The sequence below is a fragment of the Mesorhizobium sp. P2_C7 genome (assembly GCF_056404515.1).
In genome coordinates this window covers 75,380-89,941 of record NZ_JBFUDW010000015.1, presented here as the reverse complement: position 1 = coordinate 89,941, position 14,562 = coordinate 75,380, and the positions used below count along the sequence as shown (strand labels likewise).

Here is a 14,562-nt window from a genome sequence, read left to right as displayed (position 1 = left end):
TGTCTGTTAACACTATATTTAGTGTTTGCAGGCAGGTTCGACGCTAGATAGTGTGAACTTCCCTCGAGTGAGGGAATCGGAAAAAAAATCAGTTTTGAGGGACCCGCGGGGTTCGTCAGCACGTTGGACAGGCACTTCGCAAGGAGTTTGACCAGCAAGGCCGGCGGAGACTGCGAAATGGAGAGCCGGCCGTTTTCGAACGCCGGCAGGCGGCGGACATGCGCGTTTCGCATTGGGGGCAGAAATCCCCTGACGAAAGCGCTATATATAGACAAAAGGGATCGGACCAATGCGCATCGAGCGTCGTTTCACCAAGCAAGGGCAATCTGCTTACGCGGAGATCGAATTCCGCAAGGCGCTTTCGGAGATCAAGAATCCGGATGGCTCGGTGGTGTTCCGTCTCGACAATATCGATGTGCCGGCGCAGTTCTCCCAGGTTGCCGCCGACATCCTGGCGCAGAAGTATTTCCGCAAGGCTGGTGTCCCTGCGCGGCTGAAGAAGATCGAGGAGAACGACGTCCCCTCCTTCCTGTGGCGCTCCGTTGCCGATGAGGCCGAGCTTGCCAAGCTGCCGGAAGCCGAGCGCTACGGTTCCGAGATCGACGCGCGCCAGGTCTTCGACCGGCTGGCCGGCACCTGGACCTACTGGGGCTGGAAGGGCGGCTACTTCAAGGCGTCGGAGGAAGACGCGCGCGCCTTCCGCGACGAGCTTGCCTACATGCTGGCCACCCAGCGCGTGGCGCCGAATTCGCCGCAATGGTTCAATACCGGCCTGCACTGGGCCTATGGCATCGACGGCCCAAGCCAGGGCCACTTCTATGTCGACCCGTTCACCGGCAAGCTGACCAAGTCGAAATCCTCCTATGAGCATCCGCAGCCGCATGCCTGCTTCATCCAGGGCGTGCAGGACGACCTCGTCAACGAGGGCGGCATCATGGACCTTTGGGTGCGTGAAGCGCGCCTGTTCAAATACGGCTCCGGCACCGGCTCCAACTTCTCGCTGCTGCGCGGCGAAGGCGAAAAACTGTCAGGCGGCGGCCGCTCGTCCGGCCTGATGAGCTTCCTCAAGATCGGCGACCGCGCGGCGGGCGCCATCAAGTCGGGCGGCACGACGCGCCGCGCCGCGAAAATGGTCATTGTCGACGCCGACCATCCGGACATCGAGGAATTCATCGACTGGAAGGTCAATGAAGAGCAGAAGGTCGCCTCGCTGGTCACCGGCTCCAAGATTGTCAAGAAGCACCTCGAAGCGATCATGAAGGCCTGCGTCAACTGTGAAGGCCATGACGACGATTGCTTCGACCCGTCGATCAACACCGCGCTGAAGCGCGAGATCAAGGCGGCCAAGAAGTCCGCTGTGCCGGAGAACTACATCTACCGTGTCATCCAGTTCGCCAAGCAGGGCTACACGTCGATGTCGTTCAAGACCTACGACACCGATTGGGATTCGGATGCCTATCTCACGGTTTCGGGCCAGAACTCGAACAATTCGGTGTCGCTGAAGGACAATTTCCTGCGCGCTGTCGAGGACGATGCCGACTGGCACCTCACCGCCCGCAAGGACGGCAAGGTGTTGAAGACGCTGAAGGCGCGGGACCTGTGGGAAAAGATCGGCTACGCCGCCTGGGCTTCGGCCGATCCGGGCCTGCATTTCAACACGACGATGAACGACTGGCACACCTGCGCTTCGGCCGGTGCGATCCGGGCGTCCAATCCGTGCTCGGAATACATGTTCCTCGACGACACGGCCTGCAACCTGGCCTCGATCAACCTCCTGCCCTACCGCAACGCCGACGGCACGATCGACATCGCTGCCTACGAGCATACGGTGCGGCTGTGGACCATCGTTCTCGAAATCTCGGTCATGATGGCGCAATTCCCGTCGAAGGAGATCGCCAAGCAGTCCTACGAATACCGCACGCTCGGTCTCGGCTACGCCAATATCGGCGGCCTGCTGATGACGTCGGGCATCCCTTACGACTCCGACGAGGGCCGCGCCATCTGCGCCGCGCTCACCGCGATCATGACCGGCACGGCCTATGCCACTTCGGCCGAGATGGCCGCCGAACTCGGCGCCTTCGCCGATTACGACCGCAACGCGCAGAACATGCTGCGCGTCATGCGCAACCATCGCCGTGCCGCCTATGGCGAGAAGCAGGGCTATGAGAAGCTCGCCGTCAACCCGGTGCCGCTGGTCGCTTCCGACCTGAAGCAGCAGGACCTTGCGTTGCACGCCAAGGCCGCCTGGGACCGCGCCATCGAACTCGGCGAGGAGCACGGCTACCGCAATGCGCAGGCAACCGTGATCGCGCCGACCGGCACGATCGGCCTGGTCATGGATTGCGACACCACCGGCATCGAGCCCGATTTCGCGCTGGTGAAGTTCAAGAAGCTGGCCGGCGGCGGCTACTTCAAGATCATCAACCGCGCCGTGCCGGAAGCGCTGCGTACGCTCAGCTACTCCGAAGCCCAGATCGGCGAGATGGAGGCCTATGCGGTCGGCCACGGCAATCTCAACCAGGCCCCCGCGATCAATCCCGGCGCGCTCAAGGCGAAGGGGTTCACGGACGACAAGATCGCGGCGCTCAACGCAGCCTTGAAGTCGGCCTTCGACATCAAGTTCGTCTTCAACCAATGGACGCTCGGCGCCGACTGGGTGAAGGAGACGTTTGGCTTCACCGACGAGCAGCTCAATGACTTCTCATTCGAGATGCTGCCGGCGCTGGGCTTCTCCAGGAAGGACATCGAGGCCGCCAACATCCATGTCTGCGGTGCGATGACCTTGGAAGGCGCGCCCTTCCTCAAGGCCGAACACCTCGCCGTGTTCGACTGCGCCAGCCCGTGCGGCAAGATCGGCAAGCGCTCGCTGTCGATCAATAGCCACATCCAGATGATGGCGGCGGCACAGCCCTTCATCTCCGGCGCCATCTCCAAGACCATCAACATGCCGAACGACGCGACGGTGGAAGACGCCAAGGGCGCCTACATGCTGTCGTGGAAGCTGGCGCTGAAGGCCAACGCGCTCTACCGCGACGGCTCGAAGCTCTCGCAGCCGCTCAACGCCTCGCTGCTCGCCGATGGCGAGGACGACGAGGACGAGGCGATCGAACAGCTGATCGCCGCCCCGGCGGCGGCGCGCGCCGCACAGATCACCGAGCGGATCGTCGAGCGCATCATCGAGCGCGTGTCGCGCGAGCAGGAAAAGCTGCCCGGCCGCCGCAAGGGCTACACGCAAAAGGCCAAGATCGGTGGCAACACCATCTTCCTGCGCACCGGCGAATATGACGATGGCCGTCTCGGCGAAATCTTCATCGACATGAACAAGGAAGGCGCGACGCTGCGTGGCCTTCTCAACAACTTCGCCATCGCCATCTCGCTCGGCCTGCAATATGGCGTGCCGCTCGACGAATATGTGCACGCCTTCACCTTCACCAAGTTCGAGCCGGCCGGCATGGTGCAAGGCAATGATGCGATCAAGAGCGCGACGTCGATCCTCGACTACGTGTTCCGGGAACTCGCGATTTCTTATCTCGGCCGCAACGACCTCGCCCATGTCGACCAGTCGGACTTTTCAAACACCGCACTTGGCCGCGGCATCAGCGAAGGCAAGACCGACGCTGTCTCCAAGGGCCTGACCCGTGGCGCCTCGCCGGTGAAGCTGGTGTCGCGGGTGAGCGGCAACGATCCGAAGGGCTTCGCGGCTCCCTCGGGCGCCCCTACCCGCTCAGCGCCGACCGCCTTCTCCGGCTCCAACGTGCTGGCGCTGAAGCCGGCCACCGACGAGGCGGTCGCGTACAAGCGCGACTATGAGGAACGGGCGAAGGAATTGGCCGAGGACATCGCTTTCGAGGAAGCGGCGGGCGCTGCTTCGGACGCCACGGCGGCACTGTTCACCGACGCCGCGGCCAATGAAGCGGCCGAGGCAAAGAAACTCGCCAACGACCGCCGCGCCAAGTCGCTGCTCCAGGGCTACACCGGCAATTCCTGCTCCGAATGCCAGAACTTTACGATGGTGCGGAACGGGACTTGCGAGAAGTGCGATACGTGCGGCGCGACGAGCGGGTGCAGCTGAGGAAATTCTGAGGCGCTAGTCTAAAACGTAACGTTGTCGGCCCGGTCGTAAGATCGGGCCGAAATATTTTAAGAGTAGCGATCAGGTGAGTCTCCCCTTCTCCCCTTGTGGGAGAAGGTGGCCGAGCGAAGCTCGGTCGGATGAGGGGTGCTGGAAGGGTCACCGCGCCCAAGCCGTAAAGATTTAAAATCATTCGATATTTTATAACGCCCAGTTTCTTCCAGCACCCCTCATCCGTCTCGACGCTGCGCGCCGATCCACCTTCTCCCACAAGGGGAGAAGGGGAGAGTCGCCCGCCCAATCCGGATCACACTCCCTACCCCGACGGCAACACCCGCAATGTCTGCTCATCGAACAACGGTTCGTCCTGGCCGATGCGGACAAACAGCACCTTGTGCGCAGCGCCCTTCGGCACCTCGAAATACTGGATGCCATCAGGCATTTCGCCCCGATCGCCGCAGGGTGGATCGGGGACTTCGTTGGGATCGGCCTTCGCTTCCAGCTCTCTTGCGTAGGCGGCGTCGGGGCTGAATGTGTAGCGTTTGACGCCGGCGGGCACCGCTCCCTCCGTGTAAGGCGCCAGCACGCAGCGGGCGCTGACGGCCTTGTCGGTCTTTTCCTGGAACAGGCGCTGCAGTGCAGCCTCTGCGGTTTCGCCGGGCTTGATGTCATACAACTCGACAAGAGGATCGGCCGCGCCGCCATCGCTGTATTTGATGGCGAGAGCGTTGCCGGTGAATTCGAAATGGATCTGGCGGAAGCCGAAATCGCAACGCTGCACCCAGGCGGCAAGCCCGACAGTTTTGTCCGTCAACTTCTCCCAGACGCATTTGTCGATGGGCGGGCGCGACGGAGCCGGCTCGTCCGCACGTGCCACGGCGGATACCGTCACGCATGCAAACAGGGCGCAGGCCCGGGTGATCGATCTCATGGCGCTATTCATCGCTGCATCCTGTCAAAGTAAAGGCGTCCCATGCCGAGCCATTGGGATTGGCATTGGCGAAATCGGCCCATTCGGTGAAAGCGGCGCCGAAATCGGGCAGCAGAAGCCCCTTCGGCGCCGGTGTCGCTTCGCTCGAATTCAACTGCTCGGCGCCGCCGCCGGTCAAGGCATAGACCTGTCCATCCCATATCCTGCACAGGCCGCTGCCATCCTGCAGGCCGGCTTCGCGGTCGTCGTCGGTGCAGGTGTGGCGGATGGTGCCGAGCGGAAACGAATTCTTGCCGTTGGTCCAGGTGATGTCGGCCGGCAGGTTTTTGTCGGCGTTGGGCACGCTCAGCGAGAACACCTGCGCCGTCAGCGCCGCCGGCTCGTTGGCGAGCGGCCGAAATTGCATGACCGCGCCCGAGCGCGGTTCCCGATAGGTGGCATGGCTCAGCAGACATTCCCCGGCGCTCGCCGTCTGCGGCGGGCCGAGCAGGCCCAGGAACGCGAAGGCCAGTTTGCGGATGATCATCAAATGTCTCTGGGAAAGCGTGGTGACAGCCAAAAACCTGTCCTCACAGCAGCCCGACCAGAAAGGCAGCGCCGCCGAGAAATCCTGCCGAACAGACCCACAGCAGCCAGAGCCCGCGCACCCGGCATTCGAGCACGGCCGAGCCGGGGTTGGCGGGATCATAGTGCACGTCGACCTTGCTGCCCTCGACATAGCGACGCGCCTGGCCACCGACGAGGCCGGGCAGCGAAGCCGTGACCGTGGCGCCGAAGGTGACGCGGTCGGCGCTGTAGCGCTGGCCGGCGACGCCATAGCTGTAGACGATGCGAGATTTGAAAACGGTGCGCCAGCGTTGATAGCTTGAATGGCTTCGCAGCGCCTGTAGACCTGACGCATCGATGCGGCCGGCGGCGACCGGCCATTTTGCCGCCTGCTCGGCAAGCGACTTCTGGGCAAAGCCCATGCGCAGGACGAACAGGCCCATAAACAGCAGCAATGCCGCGGCACCGAGGTTTTGCGGTTTGGGCAGATGCGGCCGGATCGCCTCGAGCACGCCGCCGACGGAAAACACCAGAACCGCCGTGCCGATCACCAAACCGGCCGAGAGCTGGACCATGAACTTGAAGGCACCATCCGGCATGGTGCGCTCGATTACGGCTTTGCTCGGGTCGGCTGGATTGTAGAAGACGGTCACCTCCGCGCCGCGGGGAAACTGCGCAAGGGTTTCGGGGACTTCAAAGTTCCCCAAGTTCTCCTTCACGCTGTAGCGCGAGCTTTGAAATTTCTTGCCGCCGACTTTGTATTCGAAGGTGATGGCCGGGAAATTGCGCATCTCCGTGGTATCGGTGCTGTCCGAGCCAGCGCCCGAGCTTCTGACCTCACGCGCCTCGACGCGTGACGAGATGATCTTTCCCGGCGTCGGCAACCAGCGGCTGAGGGTCTGCACCTCACGCCATTTCACGAAGGTGATGAGCGACAGCATGCCGGAGACCGCGCAGGCAAAGCCGACAAGCAGAAATTTGAGTTCCAGCTCCACCCTGATCCCCCCGGAGCGCAGGAACAGACACTAGACAGCACTGCGGCGGCAATGTCTCGCTTATTCGCAAAGGCGAGAGATGAGCGATGGGGCGTAACGCTCGCCCCTCTCCTTCTCCCCTTTGTGGGAGAAGGGAAAAGGTCCCTTCATGACGGCCTCACAGCCAGGAACGTGTTCCACTCTTCGTTGTTGCGGCCGATGTTGAAGTCGTCCCTGATAAGGACCAGCCCAGCGGCTTCGATGCGGGCGGCGAAGTCGTCCCTGCGCCAGTAGACCGTGTGATATTCGCCGCCCGTCTCGCCATCGCCATTACGCATCGACACGAGGAAGGCGCCGCCTGGCCGCAGCGACCCGGCTATCTTGGCAAGGACCTGGTCGGTCTGGTCGCGAGGCACATGGATCAGGACGCACAGGGCCAAGACTGCGTCGTAGGGGCCGCGGAGATCATCGGTGATGAGATCGAGCAGTTCACCGTGCTTGCCGCGCGCGGCCTGCAGCTCAAGAAACCGCCTTGTCGCGTCGGTGCGCCGAACCCTAGCGCCCAAGGCCTCCAGAAAGTCGGCGTCGTATCCCGCTCCCGACCCGACTTCCAGAATCTGGCCGCCTGTGCCGGCGATCGCCACGAGGCGCTTTAGCGCTGCTTGCTCTCTCGGGTTGGGAACGTGGCGCACGATTGCATCATACTGTTCCGCATAATCCTCATAGGAGGAGATCGTCTGACGGCTCTTCGCCAGGGCCTCTGCAGATACGCTCATCTTTTCCTCCTGTTGCACCAGTCAATGCACGCAAGTCAGCGGGGCACGCAAGTCAGCGGGGCACGCGAGTCAGCGGGTGCTGCCGGCAGAGGCGTGTCCGTCGAGCACGCCGATATCACGCAGGAAATGATCCGACAGCGCACGCTGGTCGAGCACGCCGCGCGTGCGGGGTCTGAACGGAGCGGTGAAGAGGTCGAGCACCGGACGACGAAGTGTGTTGTAGAGGGTCATTGCCGTGTCCTTTCGGGTTCGAGTTGATGACCAGAGTATGCCTGTTCGCGGCCTTGGCTTCCAATCGAACGTCGCGTAGCATGCATCAGGAGGATTGATGCGTCATGAGTTGGGAGCTACCACCACTGGGTGCCATTCGCGTCTTTGAAGCCGCGGCGCGGCTGGGCAGTTTCACCAAGGCGGCCGAGGAACTCGGCATGACACAGTCGGCGGCCAGCTATCAGATCAAGGTGCTGGAAGAGCGCGCCGGAACGCCGCTTTTCATAAGAAAAACAAGGCAGGTCGCTTTGACCGAAGCCGGACAGCAATTGGCGCCGCACGCAACGGGCGCATTCTCGGCCCTGGCCGACGCGTGGGTCGCCACGAAGGGTGGAGCGACTGGCGTGCTGTCCGTCACAACCTCGGAAACATTCGCATCGAACTGGCTGGCCGTGTGGCTCGGAACATTCCAGCTGATGCATCCCGATCTCGCCGTGAAGGTGAATACATCGTCCCGGCTGGTCGATTTCACACGCGAGGACATGGATATCGGGATCAGAACCGGCACCGGAAAATGGCCCGGCCTGACGGCTCATTACCTGTTCAAAGCAGACTATACGCCAATGCTCAGCCCGAAACTGGCCGAGAGCGTGGGCGGCATTCGCCACCCCGAGGATCTCTACAAGGTGGCGCTGTGCTGTGCCGACGATCCCTGGTGGAAAATCTGGTTCGAAACAGCCGGCGTACCCTTCGAGCCCGATCGCGTCATGGCCGGACCGAACTTGGGTTCGCAGGCTTACGATGCAATGGCGGCGCTGACCGACCAGGGCGCCGCGATCCTGACCCGCAACATCTACAGCGCCCTGCTGGCGAAGGGCCAGTTGATACAGCCATTTGAAGTGCTGGGATCAGATGGCGACGGCTATTGGCTCGTGCACCTGGAAAGCCGCCGCAACACGCCGAAGATCAAGGTGTTCCGGGACTGGGTGCTGGCCCAGACGGCTGACATACGCGAGCGCGAAGTACGCCGGGCCTGATAGGCTGCCTCAGTCAGCGTCGGCGACGGAAATCCGTCCGCCGGCCCAGGCGCGCCATTGCCGTTCGTCGCCATGGAAGACGTTGAGGTCGATGCGGCCGGTGACACCATGCGACAGGCCTGAGCCGGAATACTGCCAGAACAGCCATTTGCGGTCGGGGTAGACCTTCGACGGATGCCGCGCGACGGCGCGCACCCAGAACGGATAATCGAGGAACTCACCCCGAAGATTGTCGCGGTAGAAATCAGGCGCGGTGTAGATGATGGGCCGCTGGCCGTAATGGCGCTCCAGCTTGTCCATGAACACCTGCATCTTTTCCAGCACCTTTTCGCGCGACGGCCGCCGCTTGCAGCTGGATTCGCCGTTCCATTCGACGTCGATCACCGGCGGCAGTGCACCATCCATCTTAGGCACGTTGCGGATGAACCAGTCGGCCTGTTCGCCCGCCGTGCGGCACCAGTAGAAGAAGTGATAGGCGCCGCGCTTCAGGCCGGCGGCGTCGGCATTGCGCCAGTTCTTCATGAACATCGGATCGAGATGGTCGCCGCCATCGGTCGCCTTGATGTAGGCGAAGTTGGCGCCCTGCGCGCGCAGCTTTTCCCAATTGACGTTGCCTTGCCAGCGAGAGATGTCGACGCCATGCACGGCAAGGTGCCGGGGCGAGGACCGACCAAAATTGATCGGCTTGGCATCGCGAAAGCCGTAACGGGTGACCGGCCCGGCGAGCATGGGCGGCGCCGCGCGGCTCAGCAGCCTGGGCGGCGACACGAGCGCAGCCGGCTCGACCGGCGGTTCCGCGCTGTCGGGCAGCGCCGGAAATGACACTGTCTCTTCTTCCGCCAGGCCGAAAGGCCGAGCATTTTCGGCGGCGGCATTGTCGTCTTCCAGACCATTTTCAGGCAGACCATTTTCAGGCTCGGGCGCCCTTTCGGCCCTCGGCGCGCTCCTGGCCATCGCCTTCGGAGCCGCGGCGATCGGCGCGGGCGGCCGTATCACGGAACTGGTGGTTTCGTTCGACGGTTTCTGCAAATCCAGCGCGTCGACGCCGGCCGTCGATGTACAGCCGGCAAGGCATAGCGATGCGATCAAAAAACTGATGGCGCCCGGAATCCGCATCTGGACCTGTACTCAAAACACAACAGACCGAGGGCAAAACGACAGCCGACGGACAAACCAGATCGAGTTATGAACGAGAAATTACCAATAAAGTTTGAATCAAGTTTTTTTCGAGCGCGACAGGTCGCAAAATCTGGCTCCCGGTGCGAGCGATCGGCGGGGCAAGCGGGTTGGCAAAGCCGCTAGGATTTCCTGAAGACGCCGATCATCGGCCCGAGATTCCAGTAGTCGTCGTTGCGGCCGATGGCCGGCGCGAACAGGCTCGATATCGTGCCGTCGAGGAAAAGCGCGTTGTCGCAGCCGAGCGCATCGCGGAAAAGACGGGCGAAGGCATGGAAGGTCACCGTGCCGTTCGAAATGGCAAAGACGGCAACACCGTCCTTTCGCACGCCGACGCCGTCGCGCGTCTTGCGCGAGGTGCTGTCGGCCTGAAATTTCGGATGCAGCTTGCCATCGATCACCAGCATCGGCCCGGATTGCGTCGCATAATCGAGCGGCGGTCGCTTTTTCAGGAAGTCCCTGGTGGCGCGGACCGTGGCCTTGCCGTTGCTCATGTAGAAAATGCCGTTCGGCTGCAGGGAAAAATTGCCGCTTCCCGATCCCGTTTTCACCGATGCCATTTCGTTGCCGCGCTCGACATACAGACCGACCGGATCGAGGTCCGGGTGATACATGCCGGCATTGATGGCAAACAGCATGGTGCGCCCGGCCGCCTGCTCCGAGGCATTGAGATTGTGCAGCGACTGAAACGGCTTGCCCGCCGGATCTTTCCAGAACAGTTCGATCGAATACCGTTTCGGGTCGACCTCGCAGACGAGGTAGCTGGTCGCCTCAAAGGCAAAGTCGCGGCATGGCGGCAGCGAAGCGACCCAATGGCCAAATCCCATGCCGAGCGCCGCCACCGACGGCAGCGCGCCCTTGGCGAGCGCCAGCAGCAGCGGCAGCGATTGCAGGAGGGTCAAAAAGTCCATGCGTGTACCGGAATCGAAGTTCAGGAGGATCCGGTAGGGATATAGCCCGTTTCAAGCGAGACTGTGAAAGTGCCCTAGGCAAGCCATCCCATCGCCACGCATAGCAGCAGGACGACGCCAAGCACACCGCGATAGATGACGAACGGCCAGGCCGAAAAACGCTCCAGAACGCGCATCAGGCCCCATATGGCGAAGAAGGCGGAAACCGAGGCGACGACCAGTCCGACGATCAGAACCGACCAGCCATGCGCGTCGAGATGGACCTTGTGCAGTTCCCAAAGCTCCTTGAGGCCGGCCAGTGCAATCGCGGGCAGCCCAAGCAGGAACGAGAACCGCGCCGCCTCGGCCCGCTTGAAGCCGAGCCCGAGTGCGGCCGTCAGGGTCGAGCCGGAACGAGAGACACCCGGAATCAGCGCGCCGATCTGGGCGACGCCGACTAGCAGCGCGTCAGTCAGCGATGCCTCGCCGACGGTGCGCCGGTGGCTGGCAAAAATCTCGGCCAGCGCCAGAAGGATCGCCATCACGATACAGGCCCAGCCGATCACCGTCAGGCTGCGCAGCGGCGAGTTGCAGGCGTTGAGCACGCCCGACAGCGCCACGCCGGCGATGACGATCGGGATGGTCGCCAGCACGATCCACAGCGCCAGCCGGAAATGCCGGTCGCCGAAATCACGTCGCGTCAGGGCGTCGAGCGAACCAAACAGGATATCCCTGACATCGCTCCAGAAATAGCTGACCACCGCGGCCAAGGCCGCAAGCTGCATGGCGGCGGAGAAGGCGGAGCCCGGATCCTGCCAGCCGAGTACGGCCGGCACGATGCGCATATGGGCGGTCGAAGAGATCGGCAGCAATTCGGTGATGCCTTGCACCAGGCCGAGGAACGCCACCTTGGCGAATCCCAGCCCGACAAAGCCGGTGTCGACGCCTTGGGTGCAGATGTCTGCCATATCGAGCCTTTCTGTCGAACAATCGTGAGGGGCGATCCCCGCCGAGCCATAGTCTGGCGATCCCCGGAATCCAATTTACGGATTTGTAAGGCGCCGCTTGACAAGCCATGCGGTTATATTAAAATCCGCTAATCTTACACTGTAAGGCATATGACGGAGGAGAGCCATGCAGACCGCCCTGTCAGAGTTGCAGCCCCTTCCCGAACCATGCCCGCCTGTCATCGCGATCGAGGATGTCTCGCGCGACCTCAGCCGTATTATCGAGCACGCCGAGGTGAATGCCTGGCTCGACCTCTACGCCGCCGTGCCTGCCGATTTCGCCGCAAGCCAAGGCCTTTCGATAACGGAAGAAGGCGGCCTGGCCTGGACCACCTGCACGACAATTCCGTTCGTCCATTTCAACTGCGTGAAGAACTTCGGCGTCGACAGCCCGGCCACCGAAAGCCAGCTCGACGCGCTGCTGGCGCACTACCGCGCCGCCGGCATTTCGCGGCCCTGGTTCTATGTCAATCCGCACACTGAACCATCGCGCCTCAGATGCTGGCTCGAGGCGCGCGGCCTGCAGCGCCAGGGCGGCTGGGAGCGGATTTATCGCGGGGCAGAACCGCTGTCATCCGAGCCGCTCTTCACGGCTGAGGGGGTTTCAGTAGAACGTGTGATGAAAGCATCGGCAAGCGAATGGGCCCGCTTCATCGACAGCCGCTACCGGCTGCCCACCTCACCATGGCTGATGGCGTTGGTCGGCCGGAAGGGCTGGCATCACTACATGGCCAAGCGGGACGGCGCGGTGGTGGCGGTGCGCTCGCTGTTCATCGGGCCTGACGGCGCGACCTGGAGCGGCATCGACGCGCCGGTGCCCGGCGTCATGGCGCCGAGCTTCGATCTCGACGCGGTGCTTGGGGAAGCGCTGGTGCGCGACGGGATTGCGGCCGGCGCGAAACTGTTCGTCGCCGACATCGAGGCGCCGCACGAGGAGCGCGACGGCCCTGCCTATCGCAACTACGCACGCATGGGCTTCAAAATCGCCTATTTCCGCAGCCATTACAGCTATTTGCCGGCCAGCTCCAACTGACCGTACCTAAGTAAGCAGCCATTGCTGGAAACAGCTTTTGGCCACCATATGGGCCGGCGGCACCATAGGCTCGTCGACGGTAGTCCGGCGAACCCGTTCGAGCAGCATGCGCACCTGTTCGGGGCGCACACGATCGCGCTCCATCACAAGCAGGACCATCGGATCGCTCAAAAGCTCGTCCAGGGTGCTGATGCTGTCGTTCATCCGTCGTCTCCTCGAATGCCGTACCCGCGCCCCCTAAATAGGGAGACGAAGATGGCCCGCCAATGACGCTTTGCCGGCTATCTCGTGTCTCTTTCGATTAAATTTTGTTCATGCTTGAGGCTTCCTTTCTCCTTGCGGAAAAAGGGAAAAGCTTCAGCCTGGCGGTGCGCCTTCGTATTGCGGCAGGCCATCATCGAGCACCACCCAGGGCTGCTTCGAGGCCGTGAAAATATGCATTTGCGGTTTGAAAACGGTCGGATCGTCAAGCGAGCCGGTGGTGATGCCGATGATGCCAGCAGAATCGCGCCGGGAGAACATCGTCGTGCCGCAGCTTCGGCAAAAGCCGCGCTTGAGATCCGGCGAGGTGTTCACGGTCGCCAGCGGCCCCTCGATCGTCACTTCGTCGATGCGAAACAGCACGCGTGCGTTGAAGGCGGCGCCTATCACCTTCTGGCACAGCCGGCAGTGGCAGACGCGTTCGTTGATGGGGGCTGCGTCGACGCGATAGCGCACCGCCTTGCACAGGCATCCGCCCTGATATTTGGCCATCGTCCTTGATCCATAGGTGAAGAGAATAGGCGGCAAGGTAATGGCCGACCCGATTGGGTCAATTGAAAAGCTTTGATACAACGCCATCGCTTATCGTGATACAGTGGACCTGAAGCCATGACACCGGAGATCGAAACCATCGGCATTGCGGATCTGTTCGGGCCGTCCTCGCCCGCCCGTGACCGTACCGACGCCAGGATCATGGCCGCAGCTTCGGGGATCGGCTTCATGGCCGTCCGCGACTTTCCCGGCGATGACCGGCTGACGCCAGAAGGAAGAGCACAATTGCTGCGCATCTTCGCGCTTCCCGATACGGAGAAGCAGAGATTGCTGCGCTGGAATTTCGACCGCAGCAAAACGAACGTCTATCGCGGCTGGTTCCCTTTGCAGACGGCAGCCGTTTCCTACAAGGAAGGCATCGACATGGGTCCGGACCTTGCTAGTCCGGCCGATGCCTCGGTTTCCGACGATCCGTTGTGCGAGCCGACACCCCTGCCGGCCGAAGAGGTCCTGCCTGGCTGGCGCGCGGCGGCAGCCAACTACTACCGCGCCATGGAGACGGTGGGCAACGCGCTGATGCGGTCGATCGCCCGCGGACTTGGCCTGCCGGAAACGATCTTCGACGCCTATTTCGATCACGGCATCTCGACGCTGCGCCTGATCCGTTACCCCTTGCGTGACGCCAATGCCGGCGTCGACACCAGCGGACCGGAGTTTTCGGTGGTGCACAAAGGCGAGACGCGCACAATCATCGGGCGCGAGCATGCCGATTCAGGCTTCGTCACTTTGCTGGCGCAGGACGGCGTCGAAGGTCTGCAAGCAAAGAACCTCACTGGCGAATGGATCGACGTGCCGCCGGCCAACGGCACGCTGGCGGTCAATTTTGGCCAGTTGCTGGAGCGCTGGACCGGCGAACGCGTCCGCGCGACGCGACACCGGGTGATCGCGCCGAAGACGGCGCGCTTCTCGATCCCGTTCTTCTACGAGCCACGCGTCGACGCGGAGATCGCGCCGCTGCCGCTGACCGAGGCGGAGCCTTTCGAGCCGTTTCTCTACGGTGACCATCTTTGGGAATCGGCAACGAATTTCGTCGAGATGAGCGGCATCAAGCATCTCAGGCAGCCGCGCCGGGCGAAGGCTTCATAAACAAACCAACG

Annotated in this window: 14 protein-coding genes; 4 read left to right on the top strand and 10 right to left on the bottom strand. The window is 62.4% G+C overall.

Translation table 11 applies throughout. The annotated features are described in order from the left end of the window. The first annotated feature begins 289 nt into the window (after positions 1 to 289). Positions 290 to 4,072 (top strand): vitamin B12-dependent ribonucleotide reductase, encoded by a 3,783-nt coding sequence (locus tag AC1D2G_RS26845; protein ID WP_477417794.1) that lies wholly within the window; start codon positions 290 to 292, stop codon positions 4,070 to 4,072. 316 nt (positions 4,073 to 4,388) lie between these two features. Here the strand turns inward: AC1D2G_RS26845 and AC1D2G_RS26840 are convergent, their stop codons facing one another. The 5 genes from AC1D2G_RS26840 to AC1D2G_RS26820 form a co-directional block, all read right to left on the bottom strand. Continuing rightward, complete coding sequence (locus AC1D2G_RS26840) at positions 4,389 to 4,886, bottom strand: hypothetical protein (RefSeq protein WP_477417792.1); 498 nt, start codon at positions 4,884 to 4,886, stop codon at positions 4,389 to 4,391. Positions 4,887 to 5,007: 121 nt separating this feature from the next. Then, positions 5,008 to 5,529, bottom strand: coding sequence for a hypothetical protein (locus AC1D2G_RS26835; protein WP_477417790.1), 522 nt, complete (start codon positions 5,527 to 5,529; stop codon positions 5,008 to 5,010). A gap of 43 nt (positions 5,530 to 5,572) precedes the next feature. After that, positions 5,573 to 6,544 carry a DUF3592 domain-containing protein gene (locus AC1D2G_RS26830; RefSeq protein ID WP_477417788.1) on the bottom strand — a complete coding sequence of 324 codons (972 nt, stop codon included), beginning with the start codon at positions 6,542 to 6,544 and terminating at the stop codon, positions 5,573 to 5,575. A gap of 146 nt (positions 6,545 to 6,690) precedes the next feature. Continuing rightward, positions 6,691 to 7,299 (bottom strand): class I SAM-dependent DNA methyltransferase, encoded by a 609-nt coding sequence (locus AC1D2G_RS26825; protein WP_477417786.1) that lies wholly within the window; start codon positions 7,297 to 7,299, stop codon positions 6,691 to 6,693. Between the two features lie 69 nt (positions 7,300 to 7,368). Further along, positions 7,369 to 7,530 (bottom strand): hypothetical protein, encoded by a 162-nt coding sequence (locus tag AC1D2G_RS26820; protein WP_477306230.1) that lies wholly within the window; start codon positions 7,528 to 7,530, stop codon positions 7,369 to 7,371. A gap of 104 nt (positions 7,531 to 7,634) precedes the next feature. On the opposite strand from AC1D2G_RS26820, the gene AC1D2G_RS26815 reads away from it, so the two are divergent. Next, positions 7,635 to 8,546: a LysR substrate-binding domain-containing protein gene (locus tag AC1D2G_RS26815; RefSeq protein ID WP_477417784.1), complete on the top strand. Its 912-nt coding sequence runs from the start codon at positions 7,635 to 7,637 to the stop codon at positions 8,544 to 8,546. 9 nt (positions 8,547 to 8,555) lie between these two features. On the opposite strand, the gene AC1D2G_RS26810 is transcribed toward AC1D2G_RS26815, so the two are convergent. From AC1D2G_RS26810 to uppP, 3 genes are all read right to left on the bottom strand, one after another. Continuing rightward, positions 8,556 to 9,662, bottom strand: a complete 1,107-nt coding sequence (locus AC1D2G_RS26810; RefSeq protein WP_477417782.1) for a glycoside hydrolase family 25 protein — start codon at positions 9,660 to 9,662, stop codon at positions 8,556 to 8,558. 182 nt (positions 9,663 to 9,844) lie between these two features. Further along, the gene (locus tag AC1D2G_RS26805; protein ID WP_477417781.1) at positions 9,845 to 10,633 is read right to left on the bottom strand and encodes a phosphodiester glycosidase family protein; all 789 of its coding nucleotides are present in this window, start codon (positions 10,631 to 10,633) and stop codon (positions 9,845 to 9,847) included. 74 nt (positions 10,634 to 10,707) lie between these two features. Then, entirely contained in the window at positions 10,708 to 11,580 is an 873-nt protein-coding gene (gene uppP, locus AC1D2G_RS26800; RefSeq protein WP_477417779.1) for an undecaprenyl-diphosphatase UppP, read from the bottom strand. A gap of 166 nt (positions 11,581 to 11,746) precedes the next feature. Between uppP and AC1D2G_RS26795 the strand changes: the two genes are divergently transcribed. After that, positions 11,747 to 12,652, top strand: a complete 906-nt coding sequence (locus AC1D2G_RS26795; RefSeq protein ID WP_477417777.1) for a hypothetical protein — start codon at positions 11,747 to 11,749, stop codon at positions 12,650 to 12,652. 6 nt (positions 12,653 to 12,658) lie between these two features. Here the strand turns inward: AC1D2G_RS26795 and AC1D2G_RS26790 are convergent, their stop codons facing one another. Both AC1D2G_RS26790 and AC1D2G_RS26785 read right to left on the bottom strand, forming a co-directional pair. Next, complete coding sequence (locus AC1D2G_RS26790) at positions 12,659 to 12,856, bottom strand: hypothetical protein (RefSeq protein ID WP_477417775.1); 198 nt, start codon at positions 12,854 to 12,856, stop codon at positions 12,659 to 12,661. 153 nt (positions 12,857 to 13,009) lie between these two features. Next, the gene (locus AC1D2G_RS26785; RefSeq protein ID WP_477417773.1) at positions 13,010 to 13,405 is read right to left on the bottom strand and encodes a GFA family protein; all 396 of its coding nucleotides are present in this window, start codon (positions 13,403 to 13,405) and stop codon (positions 13,010 to 13,012) included. 117 nt (positions 13,406 to 13,522) lie between these two features. Here AC1D2G_RS26785 and AC1D2G_RS26780 point away from each other — a divergent pair, with 117 nt between their 5' ends. Further along, entirely contained in the window at positions 13,523 to 14,551 is a 1,029-nt protein-coding gene (locus AC1D2G_RS26780) for an isopenicillin N synthase family dioxygenase (protein ID WP_477417771.1), read from the top strand. Positions 14,552 to 14,562 lie beyond the last annotated feature (11 nt).

Coding starts and splice junctions, on each gene's coding strand:
- AC1D2G_RS26805 (WP_477417781.1), bottom strand. CDS start 10,633: ATGGACTTTTTGACCCTCCTGCAATCGCTGCCGCTGCTGCTGGCGCTC.
- AC1D2G_RS26780 (WP_477417771.1), top strand. CDS start 13,523: ATGACACCGGAGATCGAAACCATCGGCATTGCGGATCTGTTCGGGCCG.
- AC1D2G_RS26825 (WP_477417786.1), bottom strand. CDS start 7,299: ATGAGCGTATCTGCAGAGGCCCTGGCGAAGAGCCGTCAGACGATCTCC.
- AC1D2G_RS26845 (WP_477417794.1), top strand. CDS start 290: ATGCGCATCGAGCGTCGTTTCACCAAGCAAGGGCAATCTGCTTACGCG.
- AC1D2G_RS26815 (WP_477417784.1), top strand. CDS start 7,635: ATGAGTTGGGAGCTACCACCACTGGGTGCCATTCGCGTCTTTGAAGCC.
- AC1D2G_RS26835 (WP_477417790.1), bottom strand. CDS start 5,529: ATGATCATCCGCAAACTGGCCTTCGCGTTCCTGGGCCTGCTCGGCCCG.
- AC1D2G_RS26795 (WP_477417777.1), top strand. CDS start 11,747: ATGCAGACCGCCCTGTCAGAGTTGCAGCCCCTTCCCGAACCATGCCCG.
- AC1D2G_RS26810 (WP_477417782.1), bottom strand. CDS start 9,662: ATGCGGATTCCGGGCGCCATCAGTTTTTTGATCGCATCGCTATGCCTT.
- AC1D2G_RS26785 (WP_477417773.1), bottom strand. CDS start 13,405: ATGGCCAAATATCAGGGCGGATGCCTGTGCAAGGCGGTGCGCTATCGC.
- AC1D2G_RS26790 (WP_477417775.1), bottom strand. CDS start 12,856: ATGAACGACAGCATCAGCACCCTGGACGAGCTTTTGAGCGATCCGATG.
- AC1D2G_RS26820 (WP_477306230.1), bottom strand. CDS start 7,530: ATGACCCTCTACAACACACTTCGTCGTCCGGTGCTCGACCTCTTCACC.
- uppP (WP_477417779.1), bottom strand. CDS start 11,580: ATGGCAGACATCTGCACCCAAGGCGTCGACACCGGCTTTGTCGGGCTG.